This is a genomic window from Paenibacillus filicis (genome assembly GCF_038070315.1).
In the GTDB taxonomy this organism is placed as follows: Bacteria; Bacillota; Bacilli; order Paenibacillales; family NBRC-103111; genus Paenibacillus_G; species Paenibacillus_G filicis.
Genome location: NZ_JBBPCC010000009.1, coordinates 197,360 through 214,020 on the forward strand (window position 1 = coordinate 197,360; position 16,661 = coordinate 214,020).

Annotated in this window: 17 protein-coding genes and 1 other annotated feature; of the genes, 16 read left to right on the forward strand and 1 reads right to left on the reverse strand. The window is 57.0% G+C overall.

What is annotated here, in order from left to right:
• The first annotated feature begins 5 nt into the window (after positions 1–5).
• The 6 genes from spoVAC (at position 6) to WMW72_RS15760 (ending at position 6,533) form a co-directional block, all read left to right on the forward strand.
• Positions 6–485 (forward strand): stage V sporulation protein AC, encoded by a 480-nt coding sequence (spoVAC, locus tag WMW72_RS15735; protein WP_341416453.1) that lies wholly within the window; start codon positions 6–8, stop codon positions 483–485.
• A 1-nt stretch (position 486) separates the two neighbouring features.
• Entirely contained in the window at positions 487–1,497 is a 1,011-nt protein-coding gene (gene spoVAD / locus WMW72_RS15740) for a stage V sporulation protein AD (RefSeq protein WP_341416454.1), read from the forward strand.
• Between the two features lie 13 nt (positions 1,498–1,510).
• Positions 1,511–1,876 carry a stage V sporulation protein AE gene (spoVAE, locus tag WMW72_RS15745; protein WP_341416527.1) on the forward strand — a complete coding sequence of 122 codons (366 nt, stop codon included), beginning with the start codon at positions 1,511–1,513 and terminating at the stop codon, positions 1,874–1,876.
• Between the two features lie 229 nt (positions 1,877–2,105).
• Positions 2,106–3,065 carry an AAA family ATPase gene (locus WMW72_RS15750; RefSeq protein WP_341416455.1) on the forward strand — a complete coding sequence of 320 codons (960 nt, stop codon included), beginning with the start codon at positions 2,106–2,108 and terminating at the stop codon, positions 3,063–3,065.
• A gap of 4 nt (positions 3,066–3,069) precedes the next feature.
• The gene (locus WMW72_RS15755) at positions 3,070–4,314 is read left to right on the forward strand and encodes a DUF58 domain-containing protein (RefSeq protein ID WP_341416456.1); all 1,245 of its coding nucleotides are present in this window, start codon (positions 3,070–3,072) and stop codon (positions 4,312–4,314) included.
• Positions 4,311–6,533: a transglutaminase TgpA family protein gene (locus tag WMW72_RS15760; RefSeq protein ID WP_341416457.1), complete on the forward strand. Its 2,223-nt coding sequence runs from the start codon at positions 4,311–4,313 to the stop codon at positions 6,531–6,533. The genes WMW72_RS15755 and WMW72_RS15760 overlap by 4 nt, the downstream gene beginning before the upstream one ends.
• A 78-nt stretch (positions 6,534–6,611) precedes the next feature.
• Here the strand turns inward: WMW72_RS15760 and WMW72_RS15765 are convergent, their stop codons facing one another.
• Entirely contained in the window at positions 6,612–6,773 is a 162-nt protein-coding gene (locus WMW72_RS15765; RefSeq protein ID WP_341416458.1) for a hypothetical protein, read from the reverse strand.
• 172 nt (positions 6,774–6,945) lie between these two features.
• On the opposite strand from WMW72_RS15765, the gene WMW72_RS15770 reads away from it, so the two are divergent.
• The 10 genes from WMW72_RS15770 (at position 6,946) to leuS (ending at position 16,654) form a co-directional block, all read left to right on the forward strand.
• The gene (locus tag WMW72_RS15770; RefSeq protein WP_341416459.1) at positions 6,946–7,440 is read left to right on the forward strand and encodes a YqeG family HAD IIIA-type phosphatase; all 495 of its coding nucleotides are present in this window, start codon (positions 6,946–6,948) and stop codon (positions 7,438–7,440) included.
• A gap of 7 nt (positions 7,441–7,447) precedes the next feature.
• Positions 7,448–8,581: a ribosome biogenesis GTPase YqeH gene (gene yqeH, locus WMW72_RS15775; RefSeq protein WP_341416460.1), complete on the forward strand. Its 1,134-nt coding sequence runs from the start codon at positions 7,448–7,450 to the stop codon at positions 8,579–8,581.
• A gap of 142 nt (positions 8,582–8,723) precedes the next feature.
• Positions 8,724–9,623: a shikimate dehydrogenase gene (locus tag WMW72_RS15780; protein ID WP_341416461.1), complete on the forward strand. Its 900-nt coding sequence runs from the start codon at positions 8,724–8,726 to the stop codon at positions 9,621–9,623.
• A 39-nt stretch (positions 9,624–9,662) separates the two neighbouring features.
• Entirely contained in the window at positions 9,663–9,953 is a 291-nt protein-coding gene (gene yhbY / locus WMW72_RS15785) for a ribosome assembly RNA-binding protein YhbY (RefSeq protein ID WP_341416462.1), read from the forward strand.
• Positions 9,954–10,007: 54 nt separating this feature from the next.
• Positions 10,008–10,595 (forward strand): nicotinate-nucleotide adenylyltransferase, encoded by a 588-nt coding sequence (locus WMW72_RS15790; protein ID WP_341416463.1) that lies wholly within the window; start codon positions 10,008–10,010, stop codon positions 10,593–10,595.
• Entirely contained in the window at positions 10,585–11,151 is a 567-nt protein-coding gene (yqeK, locus tag WMW72_RS15795; protein WP_341416464.1) for a bis(5'-nucleosyl)-tetraphosphatase (symmetrical) YqeK, read from the forward strand. The genes WMW72_RS15790 and yqeK overlap by 11 nt, the downstream gene beginning before the upstream one ends.
• A gap of 42 nt (positions 11,152–11,193) precedes the next feature.
• Complete coding sequence (gene rsfS / locus WMW72_RS15800; protein ID WP_341416465.1) at positions 11,194–11,541, forward strand: ribosome silencing factor; 348 nt, start codon at positions 11,194–11,196, stop codon at positions 11,539–11,541.
• Positions 11,538–12,443 carry a CvfB family protein gene (locus WMW72_RS15805; protein WP_341416466.1) on the forward strand — a complete coding sequence of 302 codons (906 nt, stop codon included), beginning with the start codon at positions 11,538–11,540 and terminating at the stop codon, positions 12,441–12,443. Before rsfS ends, WMW72_RS15805 begins: the two co-directional genes overlap by 4 nt.
• A gap of 77 nt (positions 12,444–12,520) precedes the next feature.
• Complete coding sequence (locus WMW72_RS15810; protein WP_341416467.1) at positions 12,521–13,312, forward strand: class I SAM-dependent DNA methyltransferase; 792 nt, start codon at positions 12,521–12,523, stop codon at positions 13,310–13,312.
• Between the two features lie 580 nt (positions 13,313–13,892).
• Positions 13,893–14,147: a binding site (T-box leader), on the forward strand.
• A gap of 56 nt (positions 14,148–14,203) precedes the next feature.
• Positions 14,204–16,654 carry a leucine--tRNA ligase gene (leuS, locus tag WMW72_RS15815; RefSeq protein WP_341416469.1) on the forward strand — a complete coding sequence of 817 codons (2,451 nt, stop codon included), beginning with the start codon at positions 14,204–14,206 and terminating at the stop codon, positions 16,652–16,654.
• Positions 16,655–16,661 lie beyond the last annotated feature (7 nt).

Below are 16,661 nucleotides of genomic sequence, written 5' to 3' on the forward strand. Positions count from 1 at the left end.
CTAATATGTCAACCAAGTCAAAGATGAAGAAACTCACGTGGACGCAGCAGGAGTATCAGGAGTTGGCCAAGCAGCGGGAGCCGGCCCGGCCGGTTTTTGTCAATTGCATGCGGGCTTTCCTGGTCGGAGGGCTGATCTGCATTGTCGGGCAGTTTATTAAGGAAGGCTTTATGCGCTGGTTTGACTTCGACCAGAAGACTGCCGGCGATCCGACCGTGGCGGTCCTGATCTTTATCTCCGTGCTGCTGACGGGCTTCGGCGTATATGACAAGCTGGCCCAGTGGGCGGGAGCCGGGTCTGCCGTTCCGGTAACGGGCTTCGCCAACTCAGTTTGTTCCGCTGCACTGGAGCACAGAAGCGAAGGGTACGTGCTGGGCGTAGGCGGCAATATGTTCAAGCTGGCGGGCTCGGTCATCGTATTCGGCACCGTGGCTGCCTTCGTGGTCGGCATGGTGCACTGGATGCTTGGCATAGGAGGGCAATAAGATGCTGAAGGGCCACCAAAGCTGGGAATTTGCAAGCAAGCCCGTGATCCTCAGCACCGGTACGGTGGTGGGACCGGATGAGGGAGCCGGGCCGCTGGCCGATCAGTTCGATATCGTGCACGGCGACACCAAGCTGGGCCAGGACAGCTGGGAGAAGGCCGAGAAGAAGCTGATGGAGGAAGCGGCGCAGCATGCGATCGAGAACGCAGGGCTGACCAAGGAGCATGTGCAGTTCTATGTGGGCGGCGACCTGATGAATCAGATCATCAGTAACAGCTTCGCGGTGCGAACGATGCAAATTCCGTACCTGGGTATCTTCGGCGCCTGCTCCACCTCCATGGAGGGCCTCGCGATCGCCTCGATGATGGTGGACGGCGGCTATGCGCAGTACGCGATGGCCGGAACCTGCAGCCATAACAGCACGGCGGAGAAGCAGTTTCGTTATCCGACGGAATACGGCTCGCAGAAGCCGCCTACGTCGCAGTATACGGTGACAGGGGCGGGCTGCGCGGTAGTCGGCAAGCATGGCAGGGGACCGGTCGTCACCGGTGCGACGATCGGCCGCGTCGTCGATATGGGGATCAAGGACCCGTTCAATATGGGAGCGGCGATGGCGCCGGCGGCCGTCGACACGCTGCAGTCGCATTTCCGCGACTTCGATCGTGACCCGGGGTACTACGACCTGATCGTGACCGGAGACCTGGCGACCGTCGGCTATGATATCGCCGTCGACCTGCTGAACAAGCACGGGATCCCGATCGGCAATACCACGTACAAGGACTGCGGGCTGATGATCTACGATGTGAACAAGCAGCAGGTTCAGGCGGGCGGCAGCGGCTGCGGCTGCTCGGCTACGGTCACGTATGGTCATCTGTACAAACGGCTCATGAAGGGGGAGCTGAAGCGGGTGCTTGTAGTCGCCACTGGCGCGCTGCTCTCGCCATTGTCCTTCCAGCAAGGCGAAAGTATTCCGGGCATCGCGCATGCGGTAGCCATCGAAAGCGGGGTGTAACACAATGAACTGGATGCAATTTATATGGGCATTCGTGATCGGGGGTGCGATCTGCGTGGTCGGCCAGATCATGATCGACGTGTTCCGGATGACGCCGGCGCATACGATGAGTACGCTCGTCGTAGCAGGGGCATTAGTAGAAGCCATTCCTTACGGTGACAAAGGCCTCTACGATAAATTCATCGAATTTGCAGGTGCCGGGGCTACGGTGCCGATCACGAGCTTCGGCAATTCGCTGGTTAACGGCGCCCTCACCGAGCTGAAGGACCACGGAGCGATCGGCATTATTACGGGGATCTTCCAGGTGACGAGCGCGGGGATATCCGCGGCGATTATTTTCTCATTTCTGGCGGCTCTCGTCTTCAAGCCGCAGGGTTAAAGCACAGAGGGGACCCCTCGTATAACTGAAGCTGCAAGCGAAAAAGCTCCTGAGAAGGAGCTTTTTTGCATTTCTCCAAACAAATTCATCAATTTTACACGTATACGATGTTTTTTGAATCCGGTACAATGGAAAGTACACCATGCAAACGAACCTTTTACACAGGCCTTGCGTATACCTTTTGTATGGACAAATGGCAAGCCATGGACATCACAAGGAGGAACGGCTGATGGAAACGATGATTCGAGACGATGTACAAGCGTTAAAGCATATTCAGGCCAACCTGGAATCTTGCATCCTGGGTAAGTCCGATGAAATTTCGTTGCTGCTGACGGCTATGCTGGCGGGCGGTCACGTCCTGCTGGAGGATGTGCCTGGGACAGGGAAAACCGTTCTGATCAAAGCGCTTGCCAAATCGATTCATGGCCAGTTCCGACGCATTCAATGCAATCCGGATCTGCTGCCTACCGATATTACTGGAGTATCTATCTACCATCCGAAGGATGAGGTTTTCATATTCCGGCCGGGACCGATCATGACTCATATTCTGCTGGCCGATGAGATTAACCGGGCCACCACCAAGACGCAATCCGCCCTCCTCGAAGCGATGGAGGAGAGATCGGTGACGGTCGACGGCGAGACGCATGAGCTGCCGAAGCCGTTCCTGCTGCTTGCTACGCAGAATCCGATCGATTTCGAGGGCACCTATACACTGCCGGAAGCGCAGCTCGACCGGTTCATGATGAAGTTCAGCCTTGGCTATCCGGATGCAGAGACGGAGACCCGCATGATCATCTCGCAGAGCATCTCCCATCCGCTCGACGGGCTGGAGGCTGTCTCCGATGTCGAGCAGATTCTGTCCCTGCAGCAGCAGGTGAAGCAAGTGCATCTGGAAGAAGCTGTGGCCGCTTATCTGGTCGCCATCACAAGGGCAACCCGCGAGCACCCGTCTCTGTATCTGGGCGCGAGCCCCCGGGCTACGCTTGCTCTGGTGCAGGCCTCCAAGGCTTACGCGCTGCTGCAGCAGCGCGATTATGTGATCCCCGATGATATTAAATTTCTGGCTCCCTACGTATTGGGACACCGCTTGATTCTGCAGGCGGAAGCGCGCATGGAAGGAGCGTCTGTTTCCTCTGTCCTGCAGTCGGTGTTCCAGCAAGTGAAGGTGCCCGTACGTTGGGAGAAGTGATGAGATGAGAACGACGCTCGTTCATAAATGGTTCGAACGTCCGCGCTACGGACGCAAGTTCTGGGCCGTCGGCGCCGCTCTGCTCGGAAGTCTGGGCTTCCTGCTGTTCCAGGGCGGGAAGCTGGCGCTGATGCTGTTCGTGATTATGCTGCTGCTGAGCATCTATCTGCTGCTTGGCCAGTGGAGCGGCATCAAGCGCACCCAGGGATCGCGGAGTATGCTGGCAACCGATGGAGGCTCGATCTTCGAGGCCGGGACGACGCTCGGTGTCAAGGTGAAGCTGACGATCCCCGGCTTCTGGCCGATCCCGTACGTATTTGTCAAGGACCGGCTCATTCATAAAAACGGGCGCGAGCTGACCTTCGAAACGACGCTTGTGCCCGACTGGCGGCGACGTGCGGAGTGGGAATACCGGACGCCGGCACTGCGCAGAGGCCATTATTTGTTCGAGCGCCTCGAATGCGTGACCGAGGATATATTCGGCTTGTTCGAGCACCGGGGTCAGGTGGAGCTGGCCCAGAGTATCTCTGTGCTGCCGCAAACGATTCAGATCCGGGAGTGGCAGCAGTTCAACCAGATGATGAAGGGAACGAACCATCATTCGACAACAACCCGGTCCGCACGCGAGACGACGCAGATCAACGGCGTCCGGGAATATATATACGGAGACCGGATTTCGCGGATTCACTGGAATGCGACGGCGAAGACGGGAACTTGGAAGTCCAAGGAATTCGAGCGGGAGTCCCTGCCGCGGACTTATGTCATTCTGGACCGAGCGCAGCTGGCGTATGACGATCAGGAGCAATTCGAGCTGGCGGTATCGGCCGCAGCCTCACTGTTCCAATACGGCTCCAACCGTGGCATTGCCCTAGGCCTCGTGTCGGGAGGCAAGGAAACGTCGCTATTCGAAGCAAGGCATGGCCAAAATCAGCATCAGCTTGTTCTGCAGCATCTGATCGATGTGGAGGCGGATTCCACGTCCCCCCTGCGCACCGTGCTGAAGGATAAGGTGCAGCGGCTTGCGCCCGGAAGCTTCCTGACGATCATCAGCTCCGCATACGGAGAGCCGATGCTGCAGGTGCTTCTGTGGCTCAAGCAGCAGCAGATGAGTCCGTGCCATATCTGGATCGCCCCTCCCGGGGTTCGCCAGGAGGGCTGGACGATGCAGCTTCAGAGCCGCGGTATCGGCTGTTATCCCATCCAGCAGCTTAGTGAGCTGCCTGGTCAGCTGGGAGGTCGGAGAGAATGAGCGGTGCAACGATGAATTGGCGTAAAAGACTGCTGTTCGATCAGTGGCCGCACCGCCTGACGGTACTGCTTTGCGGCTTGTACCTGCTCCAGCTCGTCTTCTGGTTCCAGAAAGAGGATTACTGGTGGCTGCCTGAGACGGTTGTGGTCGTCCAGCTGACGCTGCTGACCGTAGCCATCCTGGAGCATATTCCGTGGCTGCACTGGATGCTGCGCGGGATTCTGCAGCTGATGGGAATCGTGTTCATTCAAGTGACGGTGCTTCAAAGCTATAAAGTTATCGAGCCTATGACGCTGGGCAGCTTTTTTTCTTCCAAGCTGTTTCTGAACTTATATGAGCTGACCCCTTACTTATGGTTCGGGCTGGGAGCCTGGGTGGCATATCTCACGCTGATCTGGTGGGTGGAGTCCAAGTGGCGTATTTACTTTCTGCTGGTCGGGAGCGTATTGACGCTGTGCATCCGGGATTCCTTCTCCTCCGTCTACTTGTGGCCTCAGGTGGCGGTCATGGTCGGCTGTGGACTATTCCTGGTCATTCTGGCGCACTTCCGCCGCCTCCGGCAAAAGGACCCTGCCGCCTGGAGGCATCTGGCCGATTATCCGGTCTCTATCGTAGCACCGGTTGCCGTCCTCATTATTCTGACGCTGCTGGTCGGGATTGCGATGCCGGAAGTGAGACCGGCTTTCATGGATCCGTACACGGCATGGCGCGCCTACAGAGGCGAGCCCATGAATTTCTCGACGGGCAAGGGGGTCCAAGTATCCGCAGCACTGGATGCGCTGGATGCCTCATCGGGCTACAGCCGCAACGATCGTTTTCTGGGCAGCGGTTTCCAATTCGACTATACGCCGGTAATGACCGTCAACACGACGCACCGCGGATACTGGCGCGGAGAGTCGCTCGCTCTGTACACCGGCCGCGGCTGGCAGCAGAGCGAGCAGGAGCGTGGAACCTGGACACAGGTCAGAGCGGACAGCCCGCTCGCAACGGACTTGAAGCTGCCTGGAGACCAGATGAAGACGCTGGAAGTGACCCAGACGGTTACGCTGCTGACAGATGAGAAGTACCCGGTGCTGTTCGGTGCCTATGCGGCCCAGCGAGTTCTGGAGCTGAACGGAGGACGGCTCGGCTTCGATGCGCTCCAGTGGTCGCCTTCGCAGGGCGAGCTCCGCTATAGCGAGCGCGTCCCTTATCCGAAGACGTATACGATCGTCTCGCAGCTGCCGATCATCGACGAAGCTGCGCTTCGCAGTCTGACCCGCGAAACGCCGCGCCAGGAGCTAGCTCCGTATCTTCAGCTTCCTGATCAACTGCCGGAGCGGGTGCGTACGCTGGCCCAGGAGATTACGAAGAACGCGACCAACGATTATGACCGGGCCAAGATGATCGAGCAGTATCTGAACTTGAACTATTCGTACACGAACAAGCCCGATCTGACCAAGGGTCGCAGCCGCGACTTCGTGGACCGGTTTTTGTTCGAAATCAAGCAGGGCTATTGCGACTACTTCTCGACTTCTATGGCGGTTCTCTCCCGTTCCGTCGGCCTTCCTACCCGCTGGGTCAAAGGCTATTCGTCCGGCACGACGGCCATCGAGCAGCCAAGCTTCGGTTTCGTGCCTGAGGAGGCTATCGATCCGAATGCAGCGGGTCTGTACACGGTGCGCAATTCTGACGCGCATTCATGGGTAGAGGTCTACTTCAGCGGCTACGGTTGGGTGCCGTTCGAGCCGACCGCAGGCTTTACCATGCCTCGGGCGCTTCCGGTCAACGAGCCGGTCGTGGATACGACGCCCGCGCCTCCGCTCCCTGAGGATGTTCCGGTTGTATCCGAGCCCGTAGTCAAGCCTCATTATTACACGATTGGCGGCGCCGTGCTGGCGGTCCTCGCGCTAATGGCCTTCGTCGTGCGGCGCTGGCAGCTGGTAGATCTGCTGAGAGAGAAGGTTCGCCGCCGCCGCGCTTCGCTGTTGAAGCAGAAGCTGATCGTCGAGTGCGAGCGCCTGCTCCGCATTTTCCGCCGCCACGGCTATATCCGCGAGGAGCATGAGACGCTGCGTGAAGCGGTCCGGCGCTGGACAACCAAGAGCCGCTGGATGAAGGGCGAGCTGGATATTGTGCTGAATCACTTTGAGAAGGCCAAGTACGGCAAGGAAGAGATTACGGAGGAAGACTGGCGCCAGACGGCACAGATCGTCGAGAAGCTCCGGTCGCAGATGTAGACCGAACCGAACACCCCCGTCCATGAGGATGGGGTTTTTTTGGAGCGGGTATCGGAAGCTCAGGCTGGAAGCGGCAGGTTAGGTTTTTTTATCCTCTCGCAGTTGCTCCAGCAGACTGCGGATCTCCCGGAGCTCCTTGAGCTGCTGCTTCTGCAGCCAGGTAAGCTGAGAGGAATCGATCCCCCAGCGAATGATGAAGTACAAGGCAGCCAGGCAAAAAAATATGACTATAGTAATCATACAGATCTCCCTTCGTGAAGTGTCGATCCAATCGATTAAACCCATCTTATACCATTTAAACGCAGTTCTGGGTATGGAAGTTTCAACAAACGCGGGATTCCCTCTTTGCATGCAAAAGGACAAGTATGGTATAGTTTGACGTATATAGCTATCGTTTCTTGAGGTGAACGCATTGCTGAATAAGCTTATTCCGCGCAAACAGGTTAACAGCATCTACGATATTGAACTGGATATGTTATGGAAGCAGGGATACCGAGGCATTATTACGGACTTGGATAATACGCTGGTGGGGGCCAAGGCGCCGCTCGCGACACCGGAGTTGATCGATTGGCTGAAGGTAGTGGGCCAGATCGGATTTCAGGTTGTCATTGTATCGAACAACCAGCGTGACAGAGTAACCAAGTTCGCTGAGCCGTTATCCCTGCCTTTTATTTATCAGGCGAGAAAACCGACGAACGTATCGTTCCGCAGAGCGCTTCAACTGATGAAGCTGCAGCCCGAGCAGACGATGGTCATCGGCGATCAGATGCTGACGGACGTGCTTGGCGGCAACCGGCTCGGACTGTATACGATCCTGGTAAGTCCGATTGCGATCGCGGACGAAGGCTTCTTTACGAAAGTCAACCGGCGAATTGAGAAAGCCGCATTAATGATGATGAAAAGGTAGGGAACGTATGACGCTTGACCGCGAACAAACGCAACAAGAAGAACTTTATTGCTCAGGCTGTGGGGTACGTATACAGACTGAAGATGTCCAGAAGCTCGGCTATGTGCCCGCTTCCGCTTTGAGCCGTACTCCGCTGATTTGTCAGCGCTGCTTCCGGATCAAAAATTACAATGAATCGTCGAGCATCACGCTCAATCAGGACGATTTCCTGCGGCTGCTGACGCATGTAGGCTCGACAGAGTCTCTGGTCGTGAACATCGTCGACCTGTTCGATTTCGAAGGCAGCATGATCTCGGGGCTGGCGCGCTTTGTCGGCACCAATCCGATCGTGCTCGTCGTCAACAAGATTGACCTGCTGCCCAAGGTGACGAATTATAACCGTATTCTCAATTGGGTGCAGCGCCAGGTGAAGGAAGCCGGCCTGCGTGTCGTCGAAGTCGTGCTATGCTCGGCCAAGAAAAACATGGGCTTCGAGCGGGTGATCGAGGCGATCGAAGAGCACCGCAAGGGACGCGACATCTATGTCGTCGGAGCGACCAATGTCGGCAAGTCGACACTGATTAACCGTCTCATCCGTGATTACAGCGACCTGGATGCCGAGCTGACTACGTCGCAATATCCGGGTACGACGCTCGATCTCGTGCGGATTCCGATGGATGACGGCTCGTCGATTATCGATACGCCGGGCATTGTCTACAAGCACCGGATGACGGAGCTTGTCGGGAAGAAAGATCTGATGAAGCTGATGCCGGATAAACCGGTGAAGCCGCTGGTGTTTCAGCTTAATGAGAAGCAGTCCATATTCTTCGGCAGTCTGATGCGGTTCGACTTCGTTCAAGGAGAGCGCCAATCGTTCACCTTCTATGTGTCCAATGCGCTGAAGGCCCACCGGACCAAGCTGGAAAAGGCGGACGCACTGTACGAGGAGCATCGGGGCGTGATGCTGACGCCTCCGTCTCTGGAGGAGCTGGAGCTGCTGCCACCGCTCACGAAGCATACGATCCGGGTTCCGAAGGGCAAGCCAATGGACGTGTCAGTCTCGGGAATCGGCTGGATTAAAGCCAACAGCGAGGCGGGAGCCGACCTTATTATTCATGTGCCCAAGGGCGTCAAGGTTGCTTTGCGGGAAACGCTGATCTAGAAAAAGCCGAGTATAGGATGCGGCCGGATACGGATAGCTGGTGGAAGCGGCATCCGTTTTCGTGTTGCATGATTTGTAACGAGCCGGCTTGCCGATTCCGGTAGCCGGTCGCCGTTTGTTTAAGGGGAGAGGAGCATCGATCATGGGGGAGCTTCATGCAGGAGAGACGCTTCGGACACCGAGAACGGAGCTGGACAGCCACACCGTGATGTTTGGCGTCTTCGGCGATCCGATCCGGCATTCCAAGTCGCCGGTTATGCTGAACCGCGCATTCGAGGTTAGCGGTATCAATGCTGCTTACGGCGCGTTTCATATTTTGCCGGGTACATTGAAGGACGCGATAGCGGGTATCCGCGCGCTTCAATTCCGCGGTGTCAATGTCACGGTGCCGCATAAGCTGGAAGTGATGGACTATCTGGATGAAATCGACGAGGGTGCCCGGATCATCGGAGCGGTCAACACGATCGTTAACGATAACGGCAAACTAACGGGGTATAATACCGATGGTATCGGCTATATGCGCTCGTTGAAGGAAGAAACGGGGCTGGACCTGCGCGGCCGCAAGGTGCTGATGCTCGGAGCGGGCGGAGCGGCTCGCGGTGTCGGCTACGCCATCGGCAAGGAAGGTGCGGCTCATATCTACATTGCGAACCGTACGAAGGCCAAGGCGGAGGAACTGGCTCATTCCATGAGCAGCTTCTGCAGCGTGTCCGGCCACGGGCTGGATGAGATCGGACAGCTAGCCGGAGAAGCCGCATTGATCGTCAACAACACGTCCGTCGGCATGCACCCAAACGTCGACGAGAGTCCGATGGACATCTCGCTGATTCCCGAAGGAGTGGTCGTTAGCGACCTGGTGTATAATCCGCTGCTGACCCGATTTTTGCGAGAAGCCCGCGATCAGCGCGGTGCAGTTATTCATAGCGGACTGGGCATGTTTATCTACCAGGGGGCGTATGCCTTCGAATACTGGACGGGCAAGCCTGCTCCGACCGAGGCGATGCGCGAGGTTGTGCTGGCCTCGTTCGGGCATACGGACTGAATTCAAGCAACAGTGTAAAGAAGAAGGGAACTTGCGAATATGCTATCTGGTAAACAAAAAAGATTTTTGCGCGCACAAGCGCATCATTTGACCCCGATTTTTCAAGTCGGTAAGGGCGGCGTCAACGACCATCTGATCCGTCACATCGCCGAGGCGATCGAAGTGCGGGAGCTGCTCAAGGTATCGATCCTCAATAATAATTCGGATGACCGTCACGAGGTGGCGGAGCAATTGGCGGAAGGCGCAGGCGCTGAGCTTGTGCAGGTAATCGGCCGGACTATCGTGCTGTACAAGGAATCCCGCGATAACAAGACGATCGAGCTGCCCTAGAACTGCGGGCCATACGCAGGGCATGCAAGTTTTATTGGCAAAGAGGTGAGCCGGATGAAGATTGGACTCATGGGCGGCACGTTCGACCCGATTCATATCGGACATCTGCTGGCCGCGCAAAGCGTGAGCGAGGAGCTGGGGCTGGACGAGGTATGGTTCGTGCCGACGAATGTGCCTCCGCATAAGGCTCAGTCCAAGGGTGCGGCACCGCATCAACGGCTGGAGATGGTGCGCCTGGCTATCGAAGGCTACGACCGGTTCCGCGCGACGGCAATCGAGCTAGAGAAGGGCGGCGTGTCCTACAGCATCGAGACCGTGCTCCTGCTCCGCAGCGAGTACCCGGAGCATGAATTCTATTACATCATCGGCGCGGATATGGTCCGCTACCTGCCCAAGTGGGTCAGGATCGGGGAGCTGGCGAAGCTCGTCACGTTCGTCGGCTTGCAGCGGCCAGGCTTCGATGCAGGGCTTGACTTGCTGCCTCCGGATATCCGGGCATCCGTTCGGCTGGCATCGATGCCGCAGATCGAGCTGTCCTCCACCCGCATTCGCGAGCGGAGAGCAGCCGGACTGCCGGTCCGCTACATGGTACCGGATCAGGTAAACCATTATATCGAGGTGAACCGGTTGTATGAAGCGTGAAGAGATCGTGGCTTCGGTCAAAGAACAGATGCCGGAGAGGCGCTGGGCGCATACGCTCGGCGTGATGGAAACCTCCGTCTTGCTTGCCGAGCGTTTCGGGGAAGATCCGGTGAAGGCGGAGCTGGCAGCCATTCTGCATGATGTGTGCAAGTATTGGCGCGTAGACGAGCAGGCCGCGATCATCCGGGATAACGGATTACCGCTGGATCTGCTCGATTACGACAAGGAGCTGTGGCATGCGCATGCAGGAGCTTGGATTGCCAAGACCCGCTACGGCGTGGAGGACGAAGAGGTGCTGGATGCGATCCGGTATCATACATCCGGCCGTGCGCAGATGACGGGTCTCGATAAGGTCGTCTGTCTGGCCGATTATATGGAGCCTGGCCGGGATTTCCCGCATGTGCATATTATTCGCCAGGAAGCCGAACATAGTCTGGAGAAGGCTTTGCTCGCCGGCTTCGACGGCACCATCCGTTTTCTGCTGGACAAGGGGAAACGGATTTATCCATTGACGCTGGAAGCGCGTAATGGACTTATTCTTGAGCTGGACCAGTAGAATCGGCTCTCGAATTGAACGGACAATAAGGGAGGAAACGGAATGACCATACAACCAGAAGCATTAATGAAGCTTGCCGTTGATGCGGCAGAAGACAAGAAAGCATTGAATCTCGTAGCTTTGAATCTGATCGGGATCTCGTTGATATCCGATTATTTTGTTATTTGTCACGGGAATTCGGAAACCCAGGTACAAGCGATTGCGACGGAAATCCGCAAGCGTGCCGAGGAGCAGGGCGCACGGCTGCGCGGCTTGGAGGGCATGGACACCGCCCGCTGGGTGCTGATCGATCTGGGGGATGTCGTCGTGCATGTGTTCCACCGCGACGAGCGCGAATATTACAACATCGAGCGTCTGTGGTCCGATGCGAAAGTGGTTGAACGGGTATGACGCTGGAAGCCGGAACGATTCGCCGTCTGGAGGTAGCCCGGGAGGTATCTCCGCACGGCTACTTTCTGACGGACGGGACAACGGATGTACTGCTGCATTATAGCGAGACGAATGGCACGGCTATCCAGATTGGAGAGCCGGTTGAAGCCTTCCTGTTCCACGATACAGAGGACCGTCTGGCAGCGACGCTGCGCAAGCCGCTGATTATGCTGGACGAGGTTGCGCTGCTGGAGGTTGTCGATATCCATCCGCGTTTCGGTTGTTTTCTCGAAATGGGCCTGGGCCGCAACCTGCTCCTGCCATTCCGCGAGCTGCCTGAGCTGAAGGAGCTTCATCCGAAGGTAGGCGACAAGGTATTCGTCGTGCTAGGGCATGACCGTCAGGGCAGGCTGGTCGCCAGACTCGCCGGTGAGGAGCAGCTACGCAAGCTATGCGTGCCTGCGCCGCAGGTTTGGAAAAACCGCCGCGTCGAAGCGCGTGTGTACAAGCCGCTGCAGATGGGTTCGTTCGTTGTGTGCGATGCCGGTGTGCTAGGGTTTGGCGTGATCGGGCTGATTCACTCGACCGAGCGTACGCGGATGCTGCGTCTGGGCGAGCAGGTGGAGGTCCGTGTAGCTTTCGTGCGGGAGGACGGCAATGTCAACCTGTCGATGCGCGAGCGTAAGGAATTCGTGCGGGATGAGGACTCCGAGAAGCTGCTGGCTTTCTTGCGCGAGCGTCCTAACGCAGCGATGCCTTATTCGGATGAGACGCCGGCCGATCTGATCAGCCAGCGCTTCGGGATGAGTAAATCCGCCTTCAAGCGGGCGCTAGGCAAGCTGATGAAGGAAGGCCTCGTCACGCAGGACGGAAGCTGGACGTATCTGAAACAGGAACAACAATCACCGGTTGCCGACTCTTAACGGTTGCAGCCGGTTTTCTTTTGGGCGGAGCCGCATCATGGCGGGTAGCGTCTTAGCAAGAAAGGAGCGGGAGTCCTATGGCTTATGAGCAGTTTTCCTATGTGTACGACCGGTTGATGGAGGACATGCCCTATGACGAGTGGCTGGAATTTGCCCGTCAATGCTGGCATAAGCAAGGTGAACCGCGTACGGTTGTCGATCTCGGCTGCGGGACGGGCAGCTTGTCCGTCCCGCTGGTACAGCTCGGGTATGAAGTGACCGGCATCGATCTGTCGGAGGATATGTTGGCTATCGCCAGACATAAGGCGGATGAGGCTGCACGGCTGGAGCCGGGCAAGCAGGGCGGTAGTCTGCTGCTCCTGCAGCAGGACATTCGGGAATGGTCGCTGGGCAGGCAGACGGATGCGGTCGTATCGTTCTGCGATTGTTTTAATTATCTGTTGGAGCCGGAGGAACTGGTGGCTGCTTTTCGTCATACGTTTGAGGCGCTGGCACCGGGCGGGATCTTTATGTTCGATATGCATACGCCCCACCAGCTTCGCTCGTATGCGGAGGCTCAGCCTTTTTTGCTCAATGAGGATGATGTCGCCTATATCTGGACCTGTGAATTCGATGAGGAGCGTTGCGAGATCGAGCACGCGCTGACCGTATTCGCCAAGGAAGTGGAGAGGCCAGGCAGGGAGGAGCGCGAAGAGCGCTTCTACCGGGTCGATGAGACGCATGTACAGCGGGCTTATCCCCCCGCATTCATCGAGCAGGAGCTGCGGAATGCCGGTTTTGCCGACGTATCCGTGTACGCGGATTTCACATGGATGAGTCTGGCGGAAGATACAGAGCGAGCCTTCTTCGTTGCGGTGAAGCCGAAGTAAGCTAGAGAGAAGAGAGACCTCTGTTCCGTGAAAACGGGAGCCGGGGTCTCTCTTTTTCTTATTCGATCAAGCTCCGAACGAGAGCTTCAGCGCCTTGGCTGCATCCGGGACAGCGGCACGAGCGTCTTCGATGTCATACGCCAAATTAAAAATCCGCCATTTCCCTGATTACATAGTTTTGGCGGACTGTTTATGTTTTGAGGCATTAGATCTATCCATGGAGCAGGCGCAGGATGAGCTGCAGCATAGCGAGCAAGATGCCCCAGAGCGGCAGCGACAGCAGCAATCCATTGACCAAACCGCGCATTGTCGATCCCTCCGTTCATTCCATTCCTAGTTATCAAGTATGTTCCATTTGCAGGTAGGGTAACCCTGAAACTAGAGGAATTTTTGAATTTATAGGGGTTGACTGCATGCGGAGCCTGGTCACAAGGCCAGGAGCTATGAAGTAAGCCGGGCGGGCCAGATGTAAGCGGAGGCTGCTGCTTAAACGCAGAACCGCGAAGCTGGCGGTAGATGGCGAGCCGCTACTTGACAGGCAGGATTTGTTTTACATATAATGATGGGTAATTGCATGGATAAGAAGGCAGTGACAGGAATTAGTAGCTCGGTATCCGTTATCAGAGAGTCGGTGGGTGGTGCGAACCGGCAGCGGCGCCTAAGCGAACTCATCCTGGAGCCAGAAGGTGATGACGAAGCGGCTATTCTTGAGGATAGCGCCGTTCGTAACCGGATCGTGTGCCCCGCGTTAAGGGGATCGAGTGGACGTGAGGCAAAGCATGCCTGCCGTCAACTAGGGTGGTACCACGGGAAATCAAAGCTTCTCGTCCCTAGCGCAAGCTAGCGATGAGGGCTTTTTTGTTTGCTTGAATTGAAGGAGGAGCAGTTGTTATGGCACAGGAAACGAGAGACAATCAAGGGTATAACCCGCAGAGCATTGAGCCGAAATGGCAGCAGTACTGGGACAATAACAAGACGTTTAAGGTGCTGGAGGATGACTCCAAGCCGAAGTTCTATGCGCTCGATATGTTCCCATATCCGTCTGGAGCCGGACTTCATGTCGGCCATCCCGAAGGCTACACGGCAACGGATATCGTATCGCGCTACAAGCGGATGCGCGGCTACAACGTGCTGCATCCGATGGGCTGGGATGCATTCGGCCTGCCGGCAGAGCAGTACGCACTGGATACGGGCAATGATCCGCGCGATTTTACGAAGAAAAACATTGAAACATTCCGCCGTCAGATCAAATCGCTCGGCTTCTCGTATGACTGGGACCGCGAGATCAGCACGACGGACCCGGAATATTATAAATGGACGCAGTGGATTTTCATCCAGCTGTACAACAAAGGATTGGCCTACGTGGACGAGGTTGCCGTTAACTGGTGTCCGGCGCTCGGAACGGTGCTGGCTAACGAAGAGGTTATCGACGGCCTGAGCGAGCGCGGCGGCCATCCGGTCGTCCGCAAGCCGATGCGTCAGTGGGTGCTGCGAATTACGGAATATGCCGAGCGCTTGCTGGAGGATCTGGAGGAGCTGGATTGGTCCGAGAGCATCAAGGATATGCAGCGCAACTGGATCGGCAAGTCCAAGGGCGCAGAGGTGACCTTTGCGATCCAAGGACATGATGGCGAAGGCCTGAAGGTCTTTACAACTCGTCCGGACACGCTGTTCGGTGCTACGTACTGTGTGCTGGCTCCCGAGCATGAGCTGGTTGCGAAGATTACGACACCGGAGCAGGCGGATGCGATCCGTGAGTACCAGGAGCGCGCTTCGCGTAAGAGCGATCTGGAGCGTACGGACCTGGCGAAGGACAAGACAGGCGTATTCACGGGCGCGTATGCGGTTAATCCCGTCAGCGGTGCACAGGTGCCGATCTGGATCGCCGATTATGTGCTGGCCGGCTATGGAACGGGTGCGATTATGGCCGTACCGGGTCATGACCAGCGTGACTGGGAGTTCGCCAAGCAGTTCGATCTGCCGATCATAGAGGTTGTCGAAGGCGGGGAACTTGCGAAGGAAGCATATGCCGGAGACGGTCCTCACGTGAATTCCGATTTCCTGAACGGACTGAACAACGAGCAGGCGATCAGCGCGATGATCGAGCGTCTCGAGGCCGAAGGCAAAGGTCAAGGCAAAGTGACGTACCGTCTGCGCGACTGGCTGTTCAGCCGTCAGCGCTACTGGGGTGAGCCGATTCCGATTCTCCATCTGGAAGACGGCACGATGACGACAGTGCCGGAGGATCAGCTGCCTCTGCTGCTGCCGCAGGTGGATGAGATCAAGCCGTCCGGTACCGGGGAGTCCCCGCTGGCTAACGTCAAGGAGTGGGTTGAGACCATCGATCCGGTATCCGGGCAGAAGGCGCGCCGCGAGACGAACACGATGCCGCAATGGGCGGGAAGCTGCTGGTACTACCTGCGCTTCATCGATCCGAAGAACGACGATGCCATCTGCTCGCCGGAGCTTCAGAAGAAATGGCTGCCGGTCGATCTGTATATCGGCGGAGCGGAGCACGCCGTCCTTCACTTGCTGTATGCTCGCTTCTGGCACAAGGTGCTGTACGATCTCGGCGTAGTCGCGACGAAGGAACCGTTCCACAAGCTCGTGAACCAGGGTATGATCCTGGGCGAGAACAACGAGAAAATGAGTAAATCCCGTGGTAATGTCATTAACCCGGATGAGATCGTGAACGAATATGGGGCAGACACGCTGCGTATGTATGAGATGTTCATGGGGCCACTCGAAGCGACGAAGCCATGGAACGTCAATGGCGTAGAAGGTACTTACCGGTTCCTGAACCGGGTGTGGCGTTTGTTCGTCGGCGAAGACGGCGCGCTGAATCCGAAGATCGATGCGAACGAGGAGCTGGGCAGCGAGTCGTTCAAGCGCATCTGGCACCGTACGATCAAGAAGGTGACGGAGGATAACGAGGCACTGCGCTTCAATACTTCCATCAGCCAACTGATGATCTTCATCAACGAAGCTTACAAGACCGACCGCCTGCCGAAAGCGGCACTGGAGCATTTCGTTCAGCTGCTGTCCCCGCTTGCGCCTCACTTGGCCGAAGAGCTGTGGGAGAAGCTGGGTCACACCGAGAGCGTGACCTATGTAGCGTGGCCGGTCTACGACGAAGCTTGGACCGTCGACAACGAGGTCGAGATCGTCGTTCAGGTGAACGGCAAGATCGCGGATCGTGTACGCGTGGCGGCCGACGCTGACGAGGCGGCGCTGCAGGAATTGGCCTTTGGACTGGATAAGGTCAAGGATGCAACAGCAGGCAAGACGGTCCGCAAGGTGATCGTGGTGAAGGGCAAGCTTGTCAATATTGTGGTCGGCTAACCGGCTG